Genomic DNA, 18,986 nt, shown 5'->3' with positions numbered 1-18,986 from the left:
GGCCCGGCTCCCTCGGCGTCCCCTCGGTGTCCCCTCGGTCCGGGCTCGGGCAGCGCCCGCTCCCTGCCCGTTCCCTGCTCGAAGCGAGCCCGGTCAGGCGTAGAAGCGGGTGATCGTCTCCGCGACGCAGTGCGGCTTGGCGCTCCGCTCGCTGGTGACGGTGAACCGCACCACCGCCTGGACCCCGCCCGGCACCTCGGTGGCCGAGAGCAGCTCGGCGGTGGCGCGGATCGCCGTGCCCACCGGCACCGGGGCCGGGAAGCGCACCTTGTCGGAGCCGTAGTTCAGCGCCATCCGCACGCCCTCGACGGCGTAGCACTCCTTCGCCAGCACCGGGATCATCGACTGGGTCAGGTAGCCGTGCGCGATGGTCGAGCCGAACTGGCTGTCCCTGGCCCGCTCCGGGTCCACGTGGATCCACTGGTGGTCACCGGTGGCCTCGGCGAACAGGTCGATCCGCCGCTGGTCGACGGTGTGCCAACGGCTGGTGCCCAGCTCGGTGCCGACGGCGGCGGTCAGCTCGGCGAGGGAGGCGAAGGTCGTCACGGTGCGCTCCTGGTGGGGGACAGGCCCGGGGAGGGATCAGGACGCCGGAAGCGTATGCCTACCCACCGGTATCTGTCAGGAGCCGAACGGAGATCCGCTGTTCCAGGGCCCGGTGCCGATGGGGCGCAGCGCCGCCCGGCCCGGGCCGCCGGGGCCGGTCGGGAACAGCCGGCGGCCGCTGACCAGCTCCGGCACCAGCGCGACGAACAGCGGCTCCGGGTCGCCCACCCAGGGCCGCAGGCCGGAGCGCAGCACCCGGCGTACCTGGTCGGGGTCGCTCACCACGTCGGCCCGCCCGTGCACCAGTACGCTCCATCCCGTACGGGTGACCGGGTCCAGCAGATCGGCCTGGAAGGCCACCACGGTGCCGTCCAGCCCCCGCGCGGTGGCACTTCCCCGGCGTACGGCGAGCACCAGCCGCCCGTCCAGGACCTCGAAGGAGACCGGCAGGACGGCCGGAAGTGCGTGCTCGGTGTACACCACGCGCCCGACGGGCACGGTGCTGAGCAGCCGCAGGCACTCGGCCTCGCTCAGGGTTTCCACACGGTCCTCACGCTCCATGCGTCCGATGGTCCCCGGTCGGTGCGCACACCGATAGGGCCCATGGTCCCTGAGCGGACGGGCCGGGAGCCCCGTCCGCGTCGGTCCGGGGCGGTAGCCTGCCCGGCGGGTGGAGGAACGGTGGAGGAGGGGGGACGGCCGGATGGCGGGCGGGGTCGATCTGGTGGTGATCGGGGCGGACGGCGGGCCCGACCGGGCCTTCGGCGGGGCGGCGCTGGCGCCGGACGGTGCCGGGCTGCTCGCCGACGTGCTGCCCGGGATGTGCTTCGACACCGGCGCGGCCGGCTGCCGGGTCACCACGGTGGCGCCGGACGCGGACGCGAACGCGATGCTCACCGCCGTCCGGGACGCGGCCCAGCATCCGGGCCGCTGGCTGCTGGTCTGCCTGGTCGGCCAGCTGGTGGCCGACCCGCGCGGGCGCCGGCTCGCGCTGGTCACCGCCGGCAGCACGCCGGACAACGCCTACCGGCGGGGCCTGGCCTGGGACTGGGTGGTCAGCGCGATGGTGCACGGGGACCAGGAGGAGGCGCTGCTGCTGGTCGACGCGGTGGTCGACCGGGACGCCTGGGCGGCGCTGGAGCGCGGCGAGGACGGCGCGGGCGAACTGCTGAGCTACTCGCGGGTCCCGCTGTGGGGCAGGATCGGCCGCTACGCGCCGGCCGGCCGCTACACCCCGGGCAGACGCGGCCGGGACGCCGTCCGGCCGGGCGGGGAGGGCTCGTTCAGCCGGGCCCTGACCACCGTCCTGCGCCAGGGCGTTCCGGGTGCCCCCGCGGCCGTCGCCCCGCTCGATCTCCAGCCGGCCGTGGCCGCGCTGACGGACGGTGGGGAACCGGCCGGTAGTTCGGGTGCGCCTGGCGCGCGCCTGCTCGTTCCGTCGCACGCCGGGCGGCTCCTGATGCGCAATCGGGCCGCGGTTCGGGGCGCATTGGCCGGATTGTCGCTTTCCGAAGAACTGTTGGCCGTTCTGTGGCGGGATAGAGCCCCGACGGAACCGCCTTCCACGTAAGGTCAGGGGGCCTGAGGTGTTGCCGTGATGGGGTGGGTTGGCGAAGAATCGATCCCCAGCGGAAACATCGGCGGGACGGCGGAATTCTCCTGGCGGCCGTGGATCACGGATCGGGTCGGTCGCAACGAGGTGGGGCCATGCGGCAGCGCGGAAACATGGTGCGCCCTGGGGTGGTTGGGGGCGCCGGGGCGGCCCTGGTGTTGCTGCTCGGCGGTTGTGCGAGCGGCGGTGCCGGCGGTTCCGTCGATCGTCTCGGGTCGACTGCGCCCACCGTCGCGGGAGTGAACCCGGTCCCTCCTTCGGGTGGTTCGGTAAACGGCTCGATCGCGCCGACCAGCGGTCCGGAAGGGGCGATGGGGCGGCTGGCCCTGAAGACGTATCAGGACTGGTGGCAGACCCAGGCCGAGGTCTTCGGGCGGCCGGATTCGGACGGGTACGGACTGGAGCAGTACGCGTCGGGACGGGCGCTGTCCGACAGTCTGGTCAGCCTCCGGCAACTGCGCGACGCCAAAGTGGTGATGACCGGCACGCCGCGCAATTCCGCGGTGGTCAAGGCCGTTGATCTGAATGCCGATCCGCAGACCGCCGTGATCGAGGACTGCGTCGACCTGTCGGGCTGGCACCGCGTCGATGCCGTCACCGGGGCCGCCAAGGATCCCGCAGGACGGCTGAACCGATACGTCGGAACCGCGTCGCTGCGCTGGTTCCAAGCGCACTGGTTGATCCACGACTTCAAACGGGAGGTGGACCGGACATGCTGAACGCACGGAATCCGGCCCGGCGGATCGCATTCGTCGCGTCGATGTCGGCGGGGTTGCTGCTGTCCTCGGCGGTGAGCGCGACCGCGGACGACCCGTCGGGCGGCGGGGCCGAACAGTGTGCCCCGAACGTGATCTGCGTGGACGTCACGTCCGGCGGGAAGACCCCGGCGCCCGGCGGCTCCAAGCCGGGCGGTGGCGGCGGCGGTTCCTCCACCGGCCCCCAGCTGTGCGGCTACCACGAGGTCCCGTGGGCCTGCCACGACCCCGAGCTGGGCTGGTTCAGCAACGAGAAGGGCTGCTACTACCGCCCGCTGGACAACCCGCCGGCCGCGGGTGATCCGGCCTGGGGCGGCCACGACCCGAAGGACGGCACGCTCTACACGAAGGTCTGCCCGCAGACCGGCGGGGGCATGGGCGGTGCCGAGATCGTCTTCGAAGCCGGCTCGCCGGACGGCCAGAACGTCAACGCCGAGGCCACGGCCATCCAGAGCGCCTACGACCGGGTCCGCTTCAAGCCGCCGGTGGGCCGGGCCGCGCCGCAGCGCACGGCGGTGGTCAACGCCCCGGTCTGGCTCTGGGCGGACGGCGCCGCACTGCCCACACCGGGCAACGCGTCGGTCGCGGGCATCTCGGTCACGGCCACGCCCCGGCTGGTCAAGGCGGACTGGAGCTTCGGGGACCACCTCCAGACCTCCTGCGCCACCCCCGGCACGCCGTACGACCCCAAGTACGGCGACGCGAAGTCCCCGGACTGCGGCTACGAGTTCAGGACCGGCTCGGCCGGCGAGAAGAACGGCGTGTTCAGCGCCACGGTGACGATGCGCTGGGAGGTCAGGGTCGTGGTCACCGGCGGGCCCAACCCGCGGACGTTCACCATCCCCGGCATCAACCAGAGCAGCGCGCCCTTCGAGCTGAGGGTCGCCGAGATGCAGGTGCTCAACTGATCGCGCCGGCGCGGCGATCCGCACACCGACCGGCCGGCCGGTCCTGACCGTCGGCACTGACCAGCCGGACGAGCCGGACCAACCAGGCCAGCCAGACCAGCCAGAGACGAACGAGGGAAGGGCGGAACCCGGTGGAGAACCGTACGTTCGCGACGCCGGGATCCGGCACCTCCGCGGGCGCCGCGGCATCCGTGGTGCTCCCGGAGCAGCAGGAGCAGGGCGGCGCGGGCAAGGGCCGGGGCCGGGGGGCACCGCACGCCCCCGGGCGGACCATGCGGGCGCGGCGGCGGCGCCCGGCGGTGCTGGCGATGGCGGTCGCGCTGATCGCGGCCGGCGGGCTGGGCGGAGCCGTCCTCTACAACAGCACCGGCCAGCGGGTCGCGGTGCTGGCACTGTCCAGGGACGTGCCGTGGGGACAGGTGATCACCGAGGACGACCTGGTGGTCGCGCGGATCGCGGGGGACCCGGCGCTGCACCCGGTGTCGGCCCAGGACCGGGCGAAGGCGGTCGGCATGCGGGCCGCCACCGACCTCAAGCGCGGCGCGATGCTCACCGGCACCGACCTGGCGCAGGGGCTGTCGGTGCAGCCAGGGCAGATCGTGGTCGGGGTGTCGGCCAAGCGCAGCCAGCTGCCCGCCAGCCGGCTCCAGCCCGGCGTGCAGATTGTCGTCGTGTTCACGCCCGACAACGGCCGGGCCGACTCGCTGCCCGCCACGGTGATCACCGTCGGCCGGGTGGACACCGACGGCAGCCAGGTGATCGACGTCGCGGTCGGCACGGCGGACGGGCCCCGGCTCGCGCAGTGGGTGGCGAGCGGACGGATCCAGGTGCTGCTCGCGCCGCGCGGTGCGGCGGCGGGCGGCCCCGGCGGCACCGCACCGAGCCAGGCGCCGAGCGGCGCGCCCTCGGGCGCCACCCCGGGGGCCACCGCCTCCGGGGCCGCCGCTCCCGGCACCCCGACGCCGGGGGCCCCGGCCCCGACGGGCGGCGCCTGATGGCGGTGATCGCGGTGGTCGGCGGCCCGGGCGCACCGGGGGCGACCACCACCGCCCTGGCTCTGCTGCTGTCCTGGCCGCTGCCGCCGGGCCGGCGGATCCTGCTGGTCGAGGCCGACCCGGACGGTGGCGCGGTGCTCGCCGGCGCCCTGGAAGGCCGGGTCGAGGCGGTCTACGGGCTGCGCAACCTGGCCGTGGCCGACCGCCGCGGGCTGCTCGCGCAGACCATCTGGGAGCAGCTGATCGACCTCTCGCCCGAGGGCGGCGCCGAGCGGCTGCTGCTGCCCGGGCTGACCGACCCGACCCAGGCGCCCGGCCTCGCCTACACCTGGGAGCCGCTCGCCGAACTGCTGCACGGCGTGGAGCAGCAGGGCTACGACGTCATCGTGGACCTCGGCCGCTCCGGCGCCACCGGCCACAGCGCGGTGCTGGCCCGCCGTGCCGACGTGGTGGTGGCCACCGTCCGCACCACGCTGCGCGGGCTGAGTTCGGTCCGGCCCAGGATCGCCGCCCTGGCCGAGGACCTGGCCGCGGCCGGCACCGGGGCGGACGCGCTCGGGCTGCTGCTGGTCGACGAGGGGCCGTACTCGCGGGCGGAGGTGTCCCGCGAGCTCGGGCTGCCGGTGCTCGGAGTGCTGCCGCACGCCACCCGGACGGCGAAGGTGCTCTCCGACGGTGGCGACACCACCGACCGGCGGTTCATCCGCTCGGAGCTGATGCGGACGGCGCGGTCGGCGGCGGACGAGGTGCAGGCACTGGTCCGCCGCCGTCGCCAGCGGCTCGGGCCGGGTGCCGCGCAGGGTGCGGCGCCGGCTCAGCTGGCGGCGGGCGGCCCGGCGGGGGGTCCGGCCGCGGCGGCCGGGCCGACGCCCGCGGGAGCGGCGTCTCCGGTGCCGGCACCGCCGATACCGAGCCCGCCCGTGTCGACGGCACCGCAGCCGCCGGTGCCCTCGCCCGCGTCTTCCTCCGTGCCGCCGTCCGTGCCGCCGTCCGTGCCCTCGCCGGGGCCGTACGGGCAGCCGGGGTACGGGCAGGGCGGGCAGCAGGGATACGGGCAGCAGGGCGGCTACGTGCAGTCCCCGTACGGCCGGACCCCGTACGAGCAGGGCGGGTACGGGCAGGGCGGCTACGGCTCGGCGACACAGGGCCAGCCGGTCCCCGGTCAGCCGGTGTACGGCCAGGCGGCCCCCGGCCGCTCCGGCTACGGGACGGCCGAGGCCGAGCAGCCCTCGTACGCCCCGCCCCAGCCCGTCCCGCCGGTGATCACCACGGGCCCGGTGGCGCCGCTGGCCGGGCTGGCCCCGCATCCGGCCGCGCCGGCGCCGTTCCCGGCGCACGTCCAGTCCGCGCCGCACGGCGAGACGGACGACCGGTACCCGCTCCAGCAGCCGATGGTGACGGACCGTCAGGACGATCCGAACGGCCCGTATCCGCACAACCCCGGGGAGGTGCTCCGTGCGCGGTAGCCCCCTGCACCAGCGTCCGTCCGCCGACCCGGCCGCGCTGCCCTGGGCCGCGCCCACGCCCGGGCCGGTGACCGCACCGGCGCCCGCGCCGGGGCAGGTCGCGCCGCCGTACGGCTACCAGCCGGGCCCGGTCGCGCCCCAGCCCGTCGCGGCGCAGCCCGTCCCGCCCGGCGCGGCCGGGCCCACCGCCGTACCCTCCCAGCTGCCCTCGCTCGACCTGCGCGGCTCCGCCACCCGGCCGGCCGTCGACCCGCAGGTCGCCCGTGAGCTCAAGCGTCAGGTCGCGGCCGAACTGCACCAGCAGATCACCCGGTTGACTGCCACCTCCGGCTCCGATCCGGACCGTGCCACCCGCCGCCAGCGGGGCCGGGCGCTGATCGAGGAGGCCGTCGCCCGGTGGTCCGACGCCTACGCGCAGACCCACGGCATCCCGCCCACCCGGGAGCAGGACAGGGCCCTCGCCGAGGCCGTCTTCGACCTGCTGTTCCGGGCCGGCCGGCTCCAGCCCTACCTGGACGACCCGGAGATCGAGAACATCCTGATCAACGGCTGCGACGACGTCTGGGTCTCCAGGGTGCACCAACCCCTGCGCCAGGTACCGCCGGTGGCCGACAGCGACGCCGAACTCATCGAGCTGCTCCAGGACCTGGCCCGCCAGCACGGCGGCGGCGAGCGCAGCCTGTCCACCGCCAGCCCGACCCTCGCGCTGCGCCTGGAGGGCGGCATGCGCCTCCAGGCGCTCACCGAGGTGACGCCCCGCCCGTACGTGGCGATCCGGCGCCACCGGGTGGCCTCGGCGACTCTGCCCGAGATGGTCGAACTCGGCACCCTGGACGCCACCCTGGCCGCCTTCCTGGCCTCCGCGATCCGGGCCAGGAAGAACGTGATGATCACCGGCACCCAGGGCGTCGGCAAGACCAGCCTGCTGCGCGCGATGGCCGCCGAGATCCCGCCGGACGAGCGGATCGGCACCCTGGAGTCGGAGTTCGAACTCTGGCTGCACACCCTCGGCCACCTGCGCCAGGTCGTCCCGATGGAGGCCCGCGAGGGCAACGGCGAGCGCGTCGAGGGGCGCCTGGCCGGGGAGTTGACCATCGGCGACCTCATCCCGGCCGCACTGCGGATGACGCTCTCCCGGATCATCGTCGGGGAGGTCCGCTCCGGCGAGGTCGTCCCGATGCTGCGGGTGATGACCAACGGCGAGGGCGGCTCGATGTGCACCCTGCACGCCCGCGGACCGCACATGGTCGTCGACCGGATCGCCGAACTCTGCCTGGAGTACGGCTCGCACATGACCGATTCACTCGCCTACCGGCTCACCGCCAACGCCCTGGACCTCATCGTGCACGTCACCATGGTCGACGAGACCGCCGTCGGCGGCCGTCGGCACCGCTTCGTCTCCCACGTCCTGGAGGTCACCGGCCTCGGCGAGGGCGGCCGGCCCGCGCTGAACACCGTCTTCGGCCCCCGGCCGGACCTCGGTGAGCCGCGGGCCGTCCCGCACACCCCGCCGCAGTGCCTGGACGACCTGCGCCGGGCCGGTTTCGACGCCTCGCTGCTCGGCTCCCGGTACGGGGGCTGGGCCGTCCCGCTCCAGCTGCGGATCGGCGGTGGCGCACGGTGATGCTGCTGTTCGCCCTGTGCGGTCTCGCGGTCGCGGGCGGCCTGATCGCCCTGGTGGCCTGGGCCCGTGGCGGCGAGCCCGCCGCCGGTGACGAGGCCGAGGACGGCGCCGAGCAGGCGGCCAACCCGCTGGCCGGCCGCCTCCACGTGTTCTGGTACGGCGCCCCGGGCACGGCCGCGCACCGGATGGTGCGGCTGCGCCGCGTCCAGCTGCCGCTCGCGCTCGCCGGCGGGCCGCTGGCCTGGCTGTTCACCGGCATCCCGCTGACCGCGCTGCTGGTGCCGCTGGTCGTCTTCGGCCTGCCCTGGCTGTTCGACACCACCCGCCCCGACACCCACCGGATCGAGCGCCTGGAGGCGCTGTCCGAGTGGACCCAGCGGATCGCCGACGTGCTGCTGCTCGGCGTCGGCCTCAACCAGGCCATCGTCACCAGCCGCCGGACCGCCCCGGCCGCCCTGGAGGACGAGGTCGGCGAGCTGGCGGCCCGCTTGCAGGCCCGCTGGCGGCCCGAGGAGGCGCTGCGCGCCTTCGCCGACAGCCTCGCCGACGCCACCGCCGACAAGGTGCTCGCCGCACTGGTGCTGCGGGCCGGCGACAGCGGCCCCGGCCTGGCCCGCACGCTCTCCGACATGGCCGACTCGGTGCGCGAGGAGGTCCGCCAGCGCCGCGCCATCGAGGCCGACCGGGCCAAGCACAGGACCACCATCCGCTGGCTGGTCGGCATCATCGTGCTGGTCGTCACGATCGGCTCCTTCAACACCGAGTACACCCGGCCCTACGGGACGGTCCTCGGCCAGCTGGTGCTCGCCGTGGTCGCCGTCCTGTTCGTGGCGATCATCGCCTGGATGCGGGCGCTGGCCTCCCACCCGCCGGTGCCCCGGCTGCTGACGCCGGACCGGCGCAGCAGGAGCGGCCGGCGGGGGTCCGCCGCACCGGCCGACGAGCCCGCGCCGGCCGAGCAGCTCGGGGAGGTCCGGTGATCTCCCCCTGGTCCGTGCTGGCCGGCGCCGCCGCGGCGGGCGGCATCGCCCTGCTGGTCGCCGAACTGCGGCCGGCCCCACCGGACCTGCACCAGGCGCTGGACCGGCTGCACGCCACCCCCGCCGACCGCGAGCAGGACCCGGACGAGCGGCCGCGCTGGTACGACCGGATCGGCGAGCGGTCCGTCCGGCTGCGTGGGGTCTCGCTCCCGCGCCGCGAACTCGCCCTGATCGGCCGTGCCCCGGCCCGGTTCATGGTGCACAAGCTGCTGTTCGCCGCGCTCGGCCTGGTGCTGCCCGCCTACCTGGGCGCGATGGCCGTGCTGATGGGAGCCGGCCTGCCCTTCGCGCTGCCGCTGGTCGCCGGGCCGCTGCTGGCCGGACTGCTCTGGTTCGTCCCGGACGCCGTCGTGCGGGGCGAGGCCAAGGAGGCCCGCACCGAGTACCTGCACGGCATCGCCGCCTACCTGGAGCTGGTCGCGATGGAGCGGGCCGCCGACTGCGGCCCCGCCGAGGCGCTGCGCCGGGCCGCGTCGGTCGGCCAGGGCGCGGTGTTCCTGCGGATCCGCGACGCGCTGGAGCGCGCGGCCACCGACCGGCTCCCGCCCTGGGCCGGACTCGACGCGCTGGCGGAGGAGCTGGGGCTCACCCCGCTCCAGGACGTGGCCGACATCATGCGGCTGTCCGGCACCGACGGCGCCGCCGTGTACGACACCCTGCGGGCCCGCGCCAAGGGCCTGCGCGGAGAACTGCTCGCCGAGGACCTCGCCCGCGCGAACGCCGACAGCGAGCGGATGGTCGCGCCGGGGGCCGCCCTCACCCTGCTGATGACCGTCCTGATCGTCTTCCCGGCACTGCACCAGATGCTCAACTGACCGTCCTCGCGTCTGTTCCGGTTCCTCCGGTCACGCCGGAGCGGTCGGCCCGACCCACCGCCCACCACACCACACCACACCGTCACAACCGGGAGAACCCGATGACCGTACGACTCGCCAGGCTGGCCGGCCGGGTGCTGCAACCCGTCCTGCTGCCGGTCCAGTTCGCGCTGCTGCTGTTCACCTTCAGGCTGGGCCGGTTGCGAGCGGCCCGCGCCCGCGGCGACCGGGGTGCGATCAGCATCGAACTCGCCCTCGCCATCATCGCGCTGGTCTTCGTGGCGGGCGCCGTGGCGACCGCGCTCTACCTGCTGAAGGACAAGGTCGTCAAGAAGGTCGAGCAGGACCCGAACCTGCCGGGCGGCGCGGGCGCGGGCGGCGCCACCAAGTGATGCGTCCCGCTCTCCGCCGCAGGGGCGACCGGGGGTCGATGAGCCTGAGCCTGGCCATCGTCTTCCCGGTCGTCCTGCTGCTCCTGATGCTCGTCGTCCAGGCCGCGCTGCTGTGGTACGACCGCCAGGTCGCGCTCACCGCGGCCCGCGAGGGCGTGGACGCCGGACGGGTGCAGGGGAACGCGACGGACGGCGAGAAGAACGAGGCGGCCCAGCGGCAGGCCAGGGACTTCCTGGACCGGCAGGGCGTGCACGAGTACACAGTGGGGACCGAGGGCAGTACGGCGGAGACCATCCGGGTCACCGTGCGGCTGACCCCGCCGCTGCTGATACCCGGGCTCAGGGCGCCCGCCCTCACCCAGTTCGCCGAGGCGCCGCGCGAGCGCTTCGTACCGCCGGTGGTGAAGCCGTGAGGCGCGTGCCGCGGGCACCGGACCGGTGGCGGCCGCGTTCGCGACAGCGCCGGCTGGACCGGGGCGGGATCGCGATCGAGGCGGCCATCGTCGTGCCGGCGGTGGTCGCACTGGTCCTGGTGGCCATCGCCGCCGGGCGGGTGCAGACCACGGCCGGCACCGTGGAGGCCGCCGCCAGGGCCGGGGCCAGGACCGCCTCCCTCCAGCGCAGCGTGGACGGGATGAAGCAGCCGGCCAGGGACTCCGCCCTCGCGACACTGCGTCAGCAGGGCGTGTCCTGCCGCAACGGGGACGTCCGGGTCGACAACGGGGAGCTGAACCTGCCGGGCGGGCCGGTCACGACGGTGACGGTCACGGTGATCTGCGACGTGGAACTGGCCGACCTGCTCGGCGGACCGTCCGGCGTACCCGTGACGAAGCACCTCGTCGGCGAGTTCACTTCGGTGGTGGACCGTTACCGGGGCACCTGACGGCGCGCGGTGCCGTCACCGCGGCGGCGGACGTCACCGGGAGGACCGGGGACGCCACCGGGAGGACAGGGGATTGGAGACGGCCCGTGCGGGGGAGACGCAAGCGGAGAGCGCTCGGGGCATGACACAGCGGTACCGAGTGGCGCCCGGTGGGGGCCGGTGGGGAGAGCAGCGTGCGGAGTGGGGGGCGGGATGGGAGTGGTGAGCCGACTGCGGCGACGGTTGTCGGCGCGCCGGTCCGACCGGGGCGCCGTGGCCCTCTTCGTCGCGATCTGCGCGGCCTACGTCGTGCTCGTCATCGCGCTGGTGATCGACGCCGGCGGCCGGTTGCGGGTCGCCGAGCGGACCGACGCCTACGCGCTGGAGGCGGCGCGGGTCGGCGGTCAGCAGCTGGACCGGGCCGCAGTCCTGCAGGGCAGGGGCTTCAAGGTCCAGGAGAAGTACGTCCGGGACGCCGCCGACGCCTACCTGGGCCTGTACGGCCTGCGGGCGGGCGACGTCGAGTTCTCCGGTGACGGCAGGGTCGTCACCGTCACCGTGCAGGCCGACTACCGGCCGGTCCTGCTGGGCGCCCTCGGGGAACGGAAGGTCAAGGGCAAGGGCAGTGCGACCCTCGTCCACGGAGTCGAGAAAGCGGAGACCGACTGATGGCCGCGCCACGTGCCAAGGACCAGGCCCGTACCGCCCAGGCCCCTGCCGGCCGGGCCGGGGCGTCCCGTCGAGCCGGCGGTGCGCGAGGCCCCGGCGCCCCGGCGCCCCGACCGCCGCACGGGCGGCGACCGCGTGGCCGTGGCCGCGCCCTGATCACCGCGCTCGGCGCGCTGGTCGCCCTGTTCGCCCTGCTGGGCGGCGTCCCCGCGCTGCTGCTGTACGGCACCGAAGCGGTCGCCGGGATGGGCGAGGTCGCCTCGGGCGGGGTGGGCGAGGCGCTCACCAGCCCGGACGACGGAAGCCTGTTCCTGTGGGCGCTGGTGGTGGTCGGCTGGCTCGCCTGGGGCTGCTTCGCGCTCTCCGTCCTGCTGGAGATCCCGGCCCAGCTGCGCGGCCGGATCGCCCGCCGCATCCCCGCCTTCGGCTGGAGCCAGCGGCTCGCGGCCGGGCTGGTCGGCTCGGTGCTCGCCCTGGTTCCAGTGGCGGGCTCGGCCTTCGCCGCCGTCCCCGAACTGGCCCACAGTCCGGTGGCCCAGGCGCAGTTGACGTCGGGCGTGCAGCGTGCCGCACTGCCCGCCGCGCAGTCCGCACCGGCCCTGACCCCCGCCGCCGAACAGCAGAGCACGTACACGGTGCGGGACTCCCGGCCGGCCGACAGCCTGTGGTCCATCGCCGAGCGCCAACTGGGCTCGGGTGAGCGGTGGGTGGAGATCGCCAAGCTCAACGACGGCCGGGCGATGGGCGATTCCGGCGTCCGCTTCGACGCCGACCGGGCGATCCAGCCCGGCTGGGAACTGCTGATGCCGGCGGACGCCAAGCCGGACGAGGCGAAGACGCCCGCCCCGGCTCCGGCCCCCTCGGGGGGCGCGGAGCAGGGGACGCCCCAGGGGGCCCCGCAGAACGTTCCGCAGCAGGGGACGGAGGCTGGGGGGCCCGGTGGTGCCGGGGCGCAGCGGAGCGTCACCGTCCAGGCCGGGGAGAGCCTTTCGGCCATCGCCCAGCGGGAGTTGGGGGACGGGGAGCGGTGGCCCAAGCTGTTCGAGGCGAACAAGGGGGTGCGGGCTCCGGACGGGGAGCAGCTGACGGACCCGGACGTGGTGGTGCCGGGGATGGTGCTCGCGGTGCCGGGGGATGCCGCTCCCGCCCCCGCCCCCGCGCCGGCGCCTGCTCCCGCCCCGGCGCCGGCCGACCAGGCTCCGGCCCCGGGCGCCCCTTCGCAGGGTGCCCCTCAGTCGGCCCCGGTGCCCGCGCCCACGCATGCGCCGACCCAGGCGCCCGGCCCCGCCGCGCACGCCGACCCGGCTCCCAACGACGACTACACCGTCGCCCTCACCGCCTCCACCGTCGGCGTCCTGCTCGCCGCCATCATGATCGGCACCGTCGCCCACAAGCGCGGCACCCAGCAGCGCGCCCGCCGCCCCCGGCACCGCATCGCGATGCCCGACGCCGGGGCCGCCGCCTTCGAGAACGAGCTGATGGCCCGGCAGGACCAGGCCGGGCTGGAACTGCTGGACCGCGCCCTGCGCACCCTGGCCCGCAACACCGTGCGCGGCGGCAAGCGGCTGCCCGCCATCGTCGCCGCCCGGATCACCCAGGGCCAGACCGTCGAGCTGCACCTGTCCGGCCCGGCCACCCCGATCGCGCCGTTCCGCGCCGCGCACGCCGCCAACGTGTGGTGGTGCAGCGCCGACTCCGGCGACCTGCTCAGCCCCGGCCAGGCCCGGAAGACCGCCGCGCCGTACCCCGCGCTGGTCACCCTCGGCACCTCGCCGGACGGCTCGGTGGTCCTCGCCGACCTGGAGGCCGTCCGGCTGCTCCACCTGTCCGGCCACCCGGACGACGCCCGCGACGTGCTGCGCACCCTCGCCATCGAACTGGCCCACAGCCCGCTCGCCGACCGGCTGCACCTGCATCTGGTGGACCTCGCCGAGGACGTGCTGATCAGCGGTCCGGCCGCCGAACGCGTGCACCGCCACCCGACCCTGGAGGCCGCGCTCGCCGCCCTCGGACCGCGCACCGCCAAGGCGCGCGCCACCCTGGTCGCCGCCGAGGTCAGCAGCCCGCGCGAGGCCCGCAGCCGGGGCCAGGCGGACGAGTCCTGGACGCCCGAGATCGTGCTCTGCGCCCACCAGCCCGGCGGGGAGGTGCCGGCCGAACTGGGGCGGCTGCTCGACGCCCGTCCGCGTACCTGCGTCGCCGTCGTCACCCGCGCCCCCGAGCGGGGCACCGGTCCGGTCGCTCGCTGGACCCTGCCGACCTCCGGCCAGGCCGCGATCCCCGGCCTGCACCTGACGGTCGAGCTGCAACGGCTCAGCGGACAGCAGTACGACCAGGTCGCCGAGCTGCTCCGGGTCGCCGACGACCCCACCCAGCACCCGGCCCCGGCCTGGACACTGGACGGGCCCGAGGACGCCGACACCCACGAGCTGCCCGTGGCGGTACCGGTGCTGGCCGCCGTCGGAGCCTCCGGCGGCGGGGCGGCGGAGGGCGCGGAAGCGGCCACCGGGCCGCGGCTGCTCACCCGGGTGATCGGCACCGGGGCGAGCCCGTTCGCGGGCACCGATCCGGTGACGCCGGCTCCGGCGCCGCTGCCGGCCGTGGTGCCCGGCCCGGCGGCGTCGGCCTCCGTTCCTGCGCAGGCTTCGGCTTCCGGGAAGTCGGCTCCGGTCCCGGCGCCGACTCCGGCCGGTCCGGCGCGGTTCGTCGTCAACGGGCAGGGGCGGCAGGCGGCCGCCGACGAGACCACCCGGGACCTGCGGCGGCCCGGCCCGCCGGAGGGCGGGGAGCCGGCCGAGGGGGCCGGGGAGTCGGAGGCCGCCTTCTCGGAGTCCACGTCGACGGTCGTCCTCGCGGTCCAGCCGGTGGTGCCGCAGCCCGTCGTGCCGCAGCCGGCTGCGGCGGAGCAGGCGGTGGCGGAGCAGGTGGTGGCGGATCCGGTCGATGAGCCGGTGCCGTCGGCCGATCCGTCCGCGCCGTCCGCCGCCGAGGGCGCGGACGCCTCCGGGAGCGGGCCCGCCGGTGCCGCTGGTGCCGCCGATCCCGTCGGCTCGGGCGGCTCCGCCGGGGCCGTCGCCACGGAGGACCACGGCCCCGCCGCCGAGCCCGGTCCGGCCGCCGTCGCTCCGCTCGCCAGGACCACGTCCGGCCGCAGTGACAGCGACGACCTGCTCGGCATCCTCCGTTCCCCGGAGGCGCACGCCCCCCGCAACGCCCCCCGGATCCGGCTGCTCGGCCCGGTGGACGTCGCGGGAACCCTCGGCGAGGCCGCGCCCGGCGCGCTGCCCCGGCTCACCGAGCTGGCCGTCTACCTGGCACTGCGCCCCGGCTCCGGCCACCACGCCCTCGACCACGACCTGCACCCCGGCGCGGCCCACCTCGACCCGCACCCCACCGCGGCGGACGCCAAGAGCCCGCTGCCGGCCAAACTCGCCGACCTGGCCGGCTGGTTCGGCAGCTCGCCCGAGGGGCGCGCCTTCCTGCCCACGGAGGGCACCGAGGGCTACTCCTTCGCCCCGGCGGTCACCTGCGACTGGGACGAGTTCCGCAGTCTCTACCGGCGCGGCATGCGCAGCACCAGTGCCACCGCCGACGCGGCCCTCGCCCATGCCCTGGCGCTGGTCCGCGGCGCGCCGTTCGCCGAGGCCCCGCCCGCCTCGTACGGCTGGGCCGAGGGCGAGCGGCAGGACATGATCGCGGCGATCGTCGACACCGCCCATGAACTGGCCGCCCGCCGCCTGCAGTACGGCGACCACCGCAGCGCCGAGGCCGCCGTGTTCCGGGGCCTCGCCGTCGCCCCGGACGTCGAACTGCTGCACCGGGACCTGTTCTACGCCTACGCCTCGGCCGGCGCCCGGGACCAACTCCTGCGTGCCGTCAATCGGTTGGACGCGCTCAGCCGTCGTACCGGCCGGGACCTCGACGCCGACACCGTCGCCCTGCTGCGGGACCTCCTCGCGGGTGCCTGACCCGGCCCGCCGACTGCCCGGTCACTCCCTCGGGGGTGGCCGGGCAGTCGTGTTGACGAGGCAAGGGAGATGGTGAGGCAGGGGAGACCGCGAGGCAGGAGCAGGAGCAGGAGTGGGCCTGGTGGCCGGTCAGCGCGCTCGCAGCCAGGCGTCCAGGGCGGTGAAGTCCGCGTCGCCGAGCCCGCGTCGGGGATCCACCCGGTGGAGGAGGGCGCGGGCGGGGGAGTGGGCGGCGACCCAGTGGCGGTCGGCCCCGGTGATCTCGTCGTCCACCCAGGCGAACGGCCGCCCGCCCGCCCATCGGACCAGCGTGCGAGTCTTCCAGTGCACGCCGCCCGGCCCGTCCTCGGCGTCCACCGGCCAGTCCACGACGGGCAGTCGGGGCAGGCCGAGCCAGGGCGCGAGGCACTCGTTGGCGTCCTCCAGCCAGGTGGTCGCCCACACCGGCTCGGCCGGCAGGCCCAGCAGCCGTGATCCCAACTCCGGGTCCACCCCGGTGACCAGCGGGTTCCCGCCCGGCACCGCGCCGGTCGGGACGTACGGGCTGCGGTGGGTGGGACAACCGCCGGGCGGTGGATCACCGAAGGGGATGAGCGGACCGTCCACGTCCAGGAACAGCAGGGGTCGGCCGGTATCGAGCATGACGGCACCTTGGGGCGTGGGGCGCGCCGATCGACCACCCGGCCTGGAACGGGTGAGCCGCGATCTCGTAGGGTGGCGCGCACGGAGTGTGGTGGCAGGCACCATGCAGGCGAGGGCATCAGACGCCGCGCGAGCGGCGGGGCGGGGCGGTGACCAGGAGATGGCGGAGACGACAGCGGTTTCCGGAGGTCCCGACCCGGCAGCGGACTCGGGGCCCTGGGACGCCGTACCGCCGCCGCCCCCGCGCCTGACGGGCGAGGAGCACCCGCCCGGTCCGGCCGCGCTGTACGAGCCGCCGCCGGCTCCACCGGCCGCTCCGGGTCCGGGTCCGGCTGTCGCGCCTCCGGTCGAGGCTTCCGGTTCGGGTGCCGCACCGGTCTTCGGGCCGGGCATGCAAGGGGGCACGCAGGGGGGCGTGCAGCCCGCAGGGCAGGCGCCCACGCCCCCGGCCGCGCCGCCCGCTCCGCCCACCGGCTGGACCCTCACCGGGCTGCCCGCCGTCGGGGCCGCGTCCGTGGTGACCCCGCCGCCGTTCCCGGTCCAGAGCGCGGTTCAGAGCGTGGTGCCGGGCGTGCCCCAGAGTGCGGTGCCGGGCGCTGCCGCTGCCGTCGTCGGTGGGGGCGGGGGCGGGCTGGGAGCCGCGCCGCGCGGGCGGATCCTGGTGATCGAGGGCGGATACGGCACCTCGGGCCGCCGCACCTGGGGCCGCGGCGGACCGACCCAGGCCCCGGTGCTCTCGGCGATGCTCGCCGCCGTCTCGCCGCAGGTGCTGCTGGCCGCGGACGCGGTGGACGCCGTCCACCTCCCCGGCGCCGGCGACCCGCACACCGTCCTCGCCCATCTGCGAGCCGCCTCCCGACACCCCGGACCGCTGCTGATCCACCTGGGCGGCCACGTCGTCGCCGACAAGCGCGGCGGACAGCTCCAGTTGACCCTGCGCGACGCCAGGCAGGACGGTCTTCCCTGGCAGGCCGTCGCCGCGGAGCTGAGCCACCGTCCGGCCGAGTGGCAGACCCTCGTCATCGCCGACCTGAGTGCCGACCAGAACGCCTGGCCGTACCTCCAGGGCACCGTGTCGCCGCTCAGCGAGGGCATCCCGCTGTGGGCGGTCGTCAGCCCGGACCCGGAGCAGATCGGCACCTTCACCCGAGCCCTGATCGAGGCGCTGCACGGTGGCAGACCCGGCGCCGGCGAGGTGCTCACACCCGAGCAACTGCGGCAGCAGGTGTACTCGGTGCTGCGGCCGGACGTGGTCATCCTGGCCACGCACGCGCCGGACCGCCCGTTCTTCCGCAACACCGCCCGCCGCGGTGAGGGCCCGGTGGCCGAGATGCCGCCCGTGCCGTCCGGCGCCGCGCTGCCCTCGGACGTGCCGCCGGCCCCGGCTCCGCCGGTACCGCGTCCGGCGGAGCCGCGGGACGCCGTTCCCGAGCGGCCGGCCCCGGTTCCCGCCGAGGTGCCCGCACCGTCCGCCGCGCCCTCGGTGACCACCGGTGGCCCGGTCAGCCTGATCAAGCCGGGCGTACCGCCCACCCCGCCGCGGCCGGCCCGGCCGGTCAGCCTGCTGAAGGCGGGCGAGACCGCCGAGGCGGCGGGCGTGACCTTGCACAAGCCCGTCCCGCACACGCCCGCCCCGGCCGACGCCGTACCCGAGGACACCGCGACCCCGGCGGGCGTCACGCTCCTCAAGGCCCGGCCGGAGCCCGTGGACGCCGTCGCCGAGCCCGAACTCCCGTCGGAGGAAGGCCCGGTGGCCTCCGTGGCCGAGGAGCCGGCCGAGGAGGTCGCCGAGGCGGCGCCCGGGCAGGCACCCGTGGCCGAGGAGGAGCCCGCGGTCGCGGAGGAGCCCGAGACCGTGGAGGCGCCCCGGGACGCCGTCCCGGCGGAGCCCGCGCCGACGGACGCGGCACCTGCGGAGGAGGCGCCGGCCGTCGAGACGCCGGCCGATGAGGTGCCGCAGGACGAGGTGCCCTCCGACGCCGTGTCGCAGGACGCCGCGCCGCAGGACGAGGTGCCCGCCGACGCCGTGCCCGTGGACGCGCCGCCGGCCGAAGCGTCGGCCGACGAGACCCCTGCGGCGGCCCGGCCCCGTGCGGACTACCGCGAGGTCATCGGACGGATCGTCCGCAGCGCCGACGCCGGGGACCACGCCGCCGCCACCGACCTGGCCTTCGCCCTCGAACTGGAGGCGATCGCCGAGCACGGCGCCGTCTCCGAACCGGTGCTCCAGGTGCGGCAGGTCCGGGCGCACGTCTGCCGGCTCGCGGGCCGGTCGGCCGATGCCGCGGAGATCTACCGCGAGGTGGCGCTGACGCTGCTCCGCTCGCAGGGGCCGGACCACCCGGAGACCCAGCGCGCGGCCACCAACGCCGAGGCCTGTTGGCGGGCGATCGCCGACCGTGCGGAGGCCATCCGCATCGCCCCGGAGATCATCGAACTGCGCGCCCACCTCCCCGGCCCGGACGGCCGCAAGCTCCGCGCCGCCGAGCGCTACCTCGCCCAGCTCGCCGCCACCGGCTGACGGCGGGCGGGGGAGGGGCGGCGGACAGCCGACGGCTGACGGGGAACAGCAGACGGAAAACAGCGAACAGATGACAGATTTCGAAATCTGTCATCTGTTCGCTGTTATCTGTTATCTGTTACCTGACACGCGTCACGCGTCACCCGTCACGAGCGCCCGCGGCCCGCCACC

General features: G+C 75.9%; 17 protein-coding genes. 14 read left to right on the top strand and 3 right to left on the bottom strand.

Annotation, left to right across the window (positions count from 1 at the left end; genetic code table 11):
* Positions 1-93 precede the first annotated feature (93 nt).
* Positions 94-546, bottom strand: a complete 453-nt coding sequence (locus ACZ7C5_RS04095) for a MaoC family dehydratase (RefSeq protein ID WP_401087974.1) — start codon at positions 544-546, stop codon at positions 94-96.
* Between the two features lie 75 nt (positions 547-621).
* Positions 622-1,107 carry a pyridoxamine 5'-phosphate oxidase family protein gene (locus ACZ7C5_RS04090; protein ID WP_470321919.1) on the bottom strand — a complete coding sequence of 162 codons (486 nt, stop codon included), beginning with the start codon at positions 1,105-1,107 and terminating at the stop codon, positions 622-624.
* Positions 1,108-1,249: 142 nt separating this feature from the next.
* On the opposite strand from ACZ7C5_RS04090, the gene ACZ7C5_RS04085 reads away from it, so the two are divergent.
* The 13 genes from ACZ7C5_RS04085 (at position 1,250) to ACZ7C5_RS04025 (ending at position 15,652) form a co-directional block, all read left to right on the top strand.
* Positions 1,250-2,116: a hypothetical protein gene (locus tag ACZ7C5_RS04085; protein WP_401087969.1), complete on the top strand. Its 867-nt coding sequence runs from the start codon at positions 1,250-1,252 to the stop codon at positions 2,114-2,116.
* A gap of 137 nt (positions 2,117-2,253) precedes the next feature.
* A complete protein-coding gene (locus ACZ7C5_RS04080) occupies positions 2,254-2,877 on the top strand; it encodes a hypothetical protein (protein ID WP_401087967.1) in 624 nt (207 codons plus the stop codon).
* Positions 2,871-3,821 (top strand): hypothetical protein, encoded by a 951-nt coding sequence (locus tag ACZ7C5_RS04075; protein ID WP_401087964.1) that lies wholly within the window; start codon positions 2,871-2,873, stop codon positions 3,819-3,821. The genes ACZ7C5_RS04080 and ACZ7C5_RS04075 overlap by 7 nt, the downstream gene beginning before the upstream one ends.
* A 131-nt stretch (positions 3,822-3,952) precedes the next feature.
* Positions 3,953-4,816, top strand: a complete 864-nt coding sequence (locus ACZ7C5_RS04070) for an SAF domain-containing protein (protein ID WP_470321918.1) — start codon at positions 3,953-3,955, stop codon at positions 4,814-4,816.
* Positions 4,816-6,282 (top strand): CpaE-like family protein, encoded by a 1,467-nt coding sequence (locus ACZ7C5_RS04065; RefSeq protein WP_470321917.1) that lies wholly within the window; start codon positions 4,816-4,818, stop codon positions 6,280-6,282. Before ACZ7C5_RS04070 ends, ACZ7C5_RS04065 begins: the two co-directional genes overlap by 1 nt.
* Positions 6,272-7,906, top strand: coding sequence for a CpaF family protein (locus tag ACZ7C5_RS04060; RefSeq protein ID WP_470321916.1), 1,635 nt, complete (start codon positions 6,272-6,274; stop codon positions 7,904-7,906). The genes ACZ7C5_RS04065 and ACZ7C5_RS04060 overlap by 11 nt, the downstream gene beginning before the upstream one ends.
* A complete protein-coding gene (locus tag ACZ7C5_RS04055) occupies positions 7,906-8,886 on the top strand; it encodes a type II secretion system F family protein (RefSeq protein WP_401087956.1) in 981 nt (326 codons plus the stop codon). Before ACZ7C5_RS04060 ends, ACZ7C5_RS04055 begins: the two co-directional genes overlap by 1 nt.
* Complete coding sequence (locus ACZ7C5_RS04050; protein ID WP_401087954.1) at positions 8,883-9,761, top strand: hypothetical protein; 879 nt, start codon at positions 8,883-8,885, stop codon at positions 9,759-9,761. Before ACZ7C5_RS04055 ends, ACZ7C5_RS04050 begins: the two co-directional genes overlap by 4 nt.
* A 101-nt stretch (positions 9,762-9,862) precedes the next feature.
* On the top strand, positions 9,863-10,153 hold the full coding sequence (locus ACZ7C5_RS04045; RefSeq protein WP_188298295.1) for a hypothetical protein: 291 nt from the start codon (positions 9,863-9,865) through the stop codon (positions 10,151-10,153).
* Between the two features lie 38 nt (positions 10,154-10,191).
* On the top strand, positions 10,192-10,566 hold the full coding sequence (locus ACZ7C5_RS04040) for a TadE/TadG family type IV pilus assembly protein (RefSeq protein WP_401087952.1): 375 nt from the start codon (positions 10,192-10,194) through the stop codon (positions 10,564-10,566).
* Positions 10,563-11,036, top strand: a complete 474-nt coding sequence (locus tag ACZ7C5_RS04035; RefSeq protein ID WP_401087950.1) for a TadE/TadG family type IV pilus assembly protein — start codon at positions 10,563-10,565, stop codon at positions 11,034-11,036. Before ACZ7C5_RS04040 ends, ACZ7C5_RS04035 begins: the two co-directional genes overlap by 4 nt.
* 252 nt (positions 11,037-11,288) lie before the next feature.
* Entirely contained in the window at positions 11,289-11,684 is a 396-nt protein-coding gene (locus ACZ7C5_RS04030) for a hypothetical protein (RefSeq protein ID WP_188298298.1), read from the top strand.
* Positions 11,684-15,652 carry a LysM peptidoglycan-binding domain-containing protein gene (locus ACZ7C5_RS04025; protein WP_470321915.1) on the top strand — a complete coding sequence of 1,323 codons (3,969 nt, stop codon included), beginning with the start codon at positions 11,684-11,686 and terminating at the stop codon, positions 15,650-15,652. The genes ACZ7C5_RS04030 and ACZ7C5_RS04025 overlap by 1 nt, the downstream gene beginning before the upstream one ends.
* A gap of 129 nt (positions 15,653-15,781) precedes the next feature.
* Here the strand turns inward: ACZ7C5_RS04025 and ACZ7C5_RS04020 are convergent, their stop codons facing one another.
* On the bottom strand, positions 15,782-16,294 hold the full coding sequence (locus ACZ7C5_RS04020; RefSeq protein WP_401087944.1) for an HAD domain-containing protein: 513 nt from the start codon (positions 16,292-16,294) through the stop codon (positions 15,782-15,784).
* Between the two features lie 415 nt (positions 16,295-16,709).
* On the opposite strand from ACZ7C5_RS04020, the gene ACZ7C5_RS04015 reads away from it, so the two are divergent.
* On the top strand, positions 16,710-18,815 hold the full coding sequence (locus ACZ7C5_RS04015; RefSeq protein ID WP_470321914.1) for a hypothetical protein: 2,106 nt from the start codon (positions 16,710-16,712) through the stop codon (positions 18,813-18,815).
* Positions 18,816-18,986: the final 171 nt, after the last annotated feature.

The sequence above is a fragment of the Kitasatospora sp. NPDC036993 genome, assembly GCF_055607525.1.
Note: the sequence above shows the minus strand (reverse complement) of the source record. Positions and strands in the feature narration are given on the sequence as shown.

What these genes read in the sequence shown, in the direction of transcription:
- ACZ7C5_RS04055 (WP_401087956.1), top strand. Translation starts at nt 7,906, where the DNA reads ATGCTGCTGTTCGCCCTGTGCGGTCTCGCGGTCGCGGGCGGCCTGATC.
- ACZ7C5_RS04025 (WP_470321915.1), top strand. Translation starts at nt 11,684, where the DNA reads ATGGCCGCGCCACGTGCCAAGGACCAGGCCCGTACCGCCCAGGCCCCT.
- ACZ7C5_RS04065 (WP_470321917.1), top strand. Translation starts at nt 4,816, where the DNA reads ATGGCGGTGATCGCGGTGGTCGGCGGCCCGGGCGCACCGGGGGCGACC.
- ACZ7C5_RS04020 (WP_401087944.1), bottom strand. Translation starts at nt 16,294, where the DNA reads ATGCTCGATACCGGCCGACCCCTGCTGTTCCTGGACGTGGACGGTCCG.
- ACZ7C5_RS04080 (WP_401087967.1), top strand. Translation starts at nt 2,254, where the DNA reads ATGCGGCAGCGCGGAAACATGGTGCGCCCTGGGGTGGTTGGGGGCGCC.
- ACZ7C5_RS04085 (WP_401087969.1), top strand. Translation starts at nt 1,250, where the DNA reads ATGGCGGGCGGGGTCGATCTGGTGGTGATCGGGGCGGACGGCGGGCCC.
- ACZ7C5_RS04040 (WP_401087952.1), top strand. Translation starts at nt 10,192, where the DNA reads ATGAGCCTGAGCCTGGCCATCGTCTTCCCGGTCGTCCTGCTGCTCCTG.
- ACZ7C5_RS04075 (WP_401087964.1), top strand. Translation starts at nt 2,871, where the DNA reads ATGCTGAACGCACGGAATCCGGCCCGGCGGATCGCATTCGTCGCGTCG.
- ACZ7C5_RS04090 (WP_470321919.1), bottom strand. Translation starts at nt 1,107, where the DNA reads ATGGAGCGTGAGGACCGTGTGGAAACCCTGAGCGAGGCCGAGTGCCTG.
- ACZ7C5_RS04045 (WP_188298295.1), top strand. Translation starts at nt 9,863, where the DNA reads ATGACCGTACGACTCGCCAGGCTGGCCGGCCGGGTGCTGCAACCCGTC.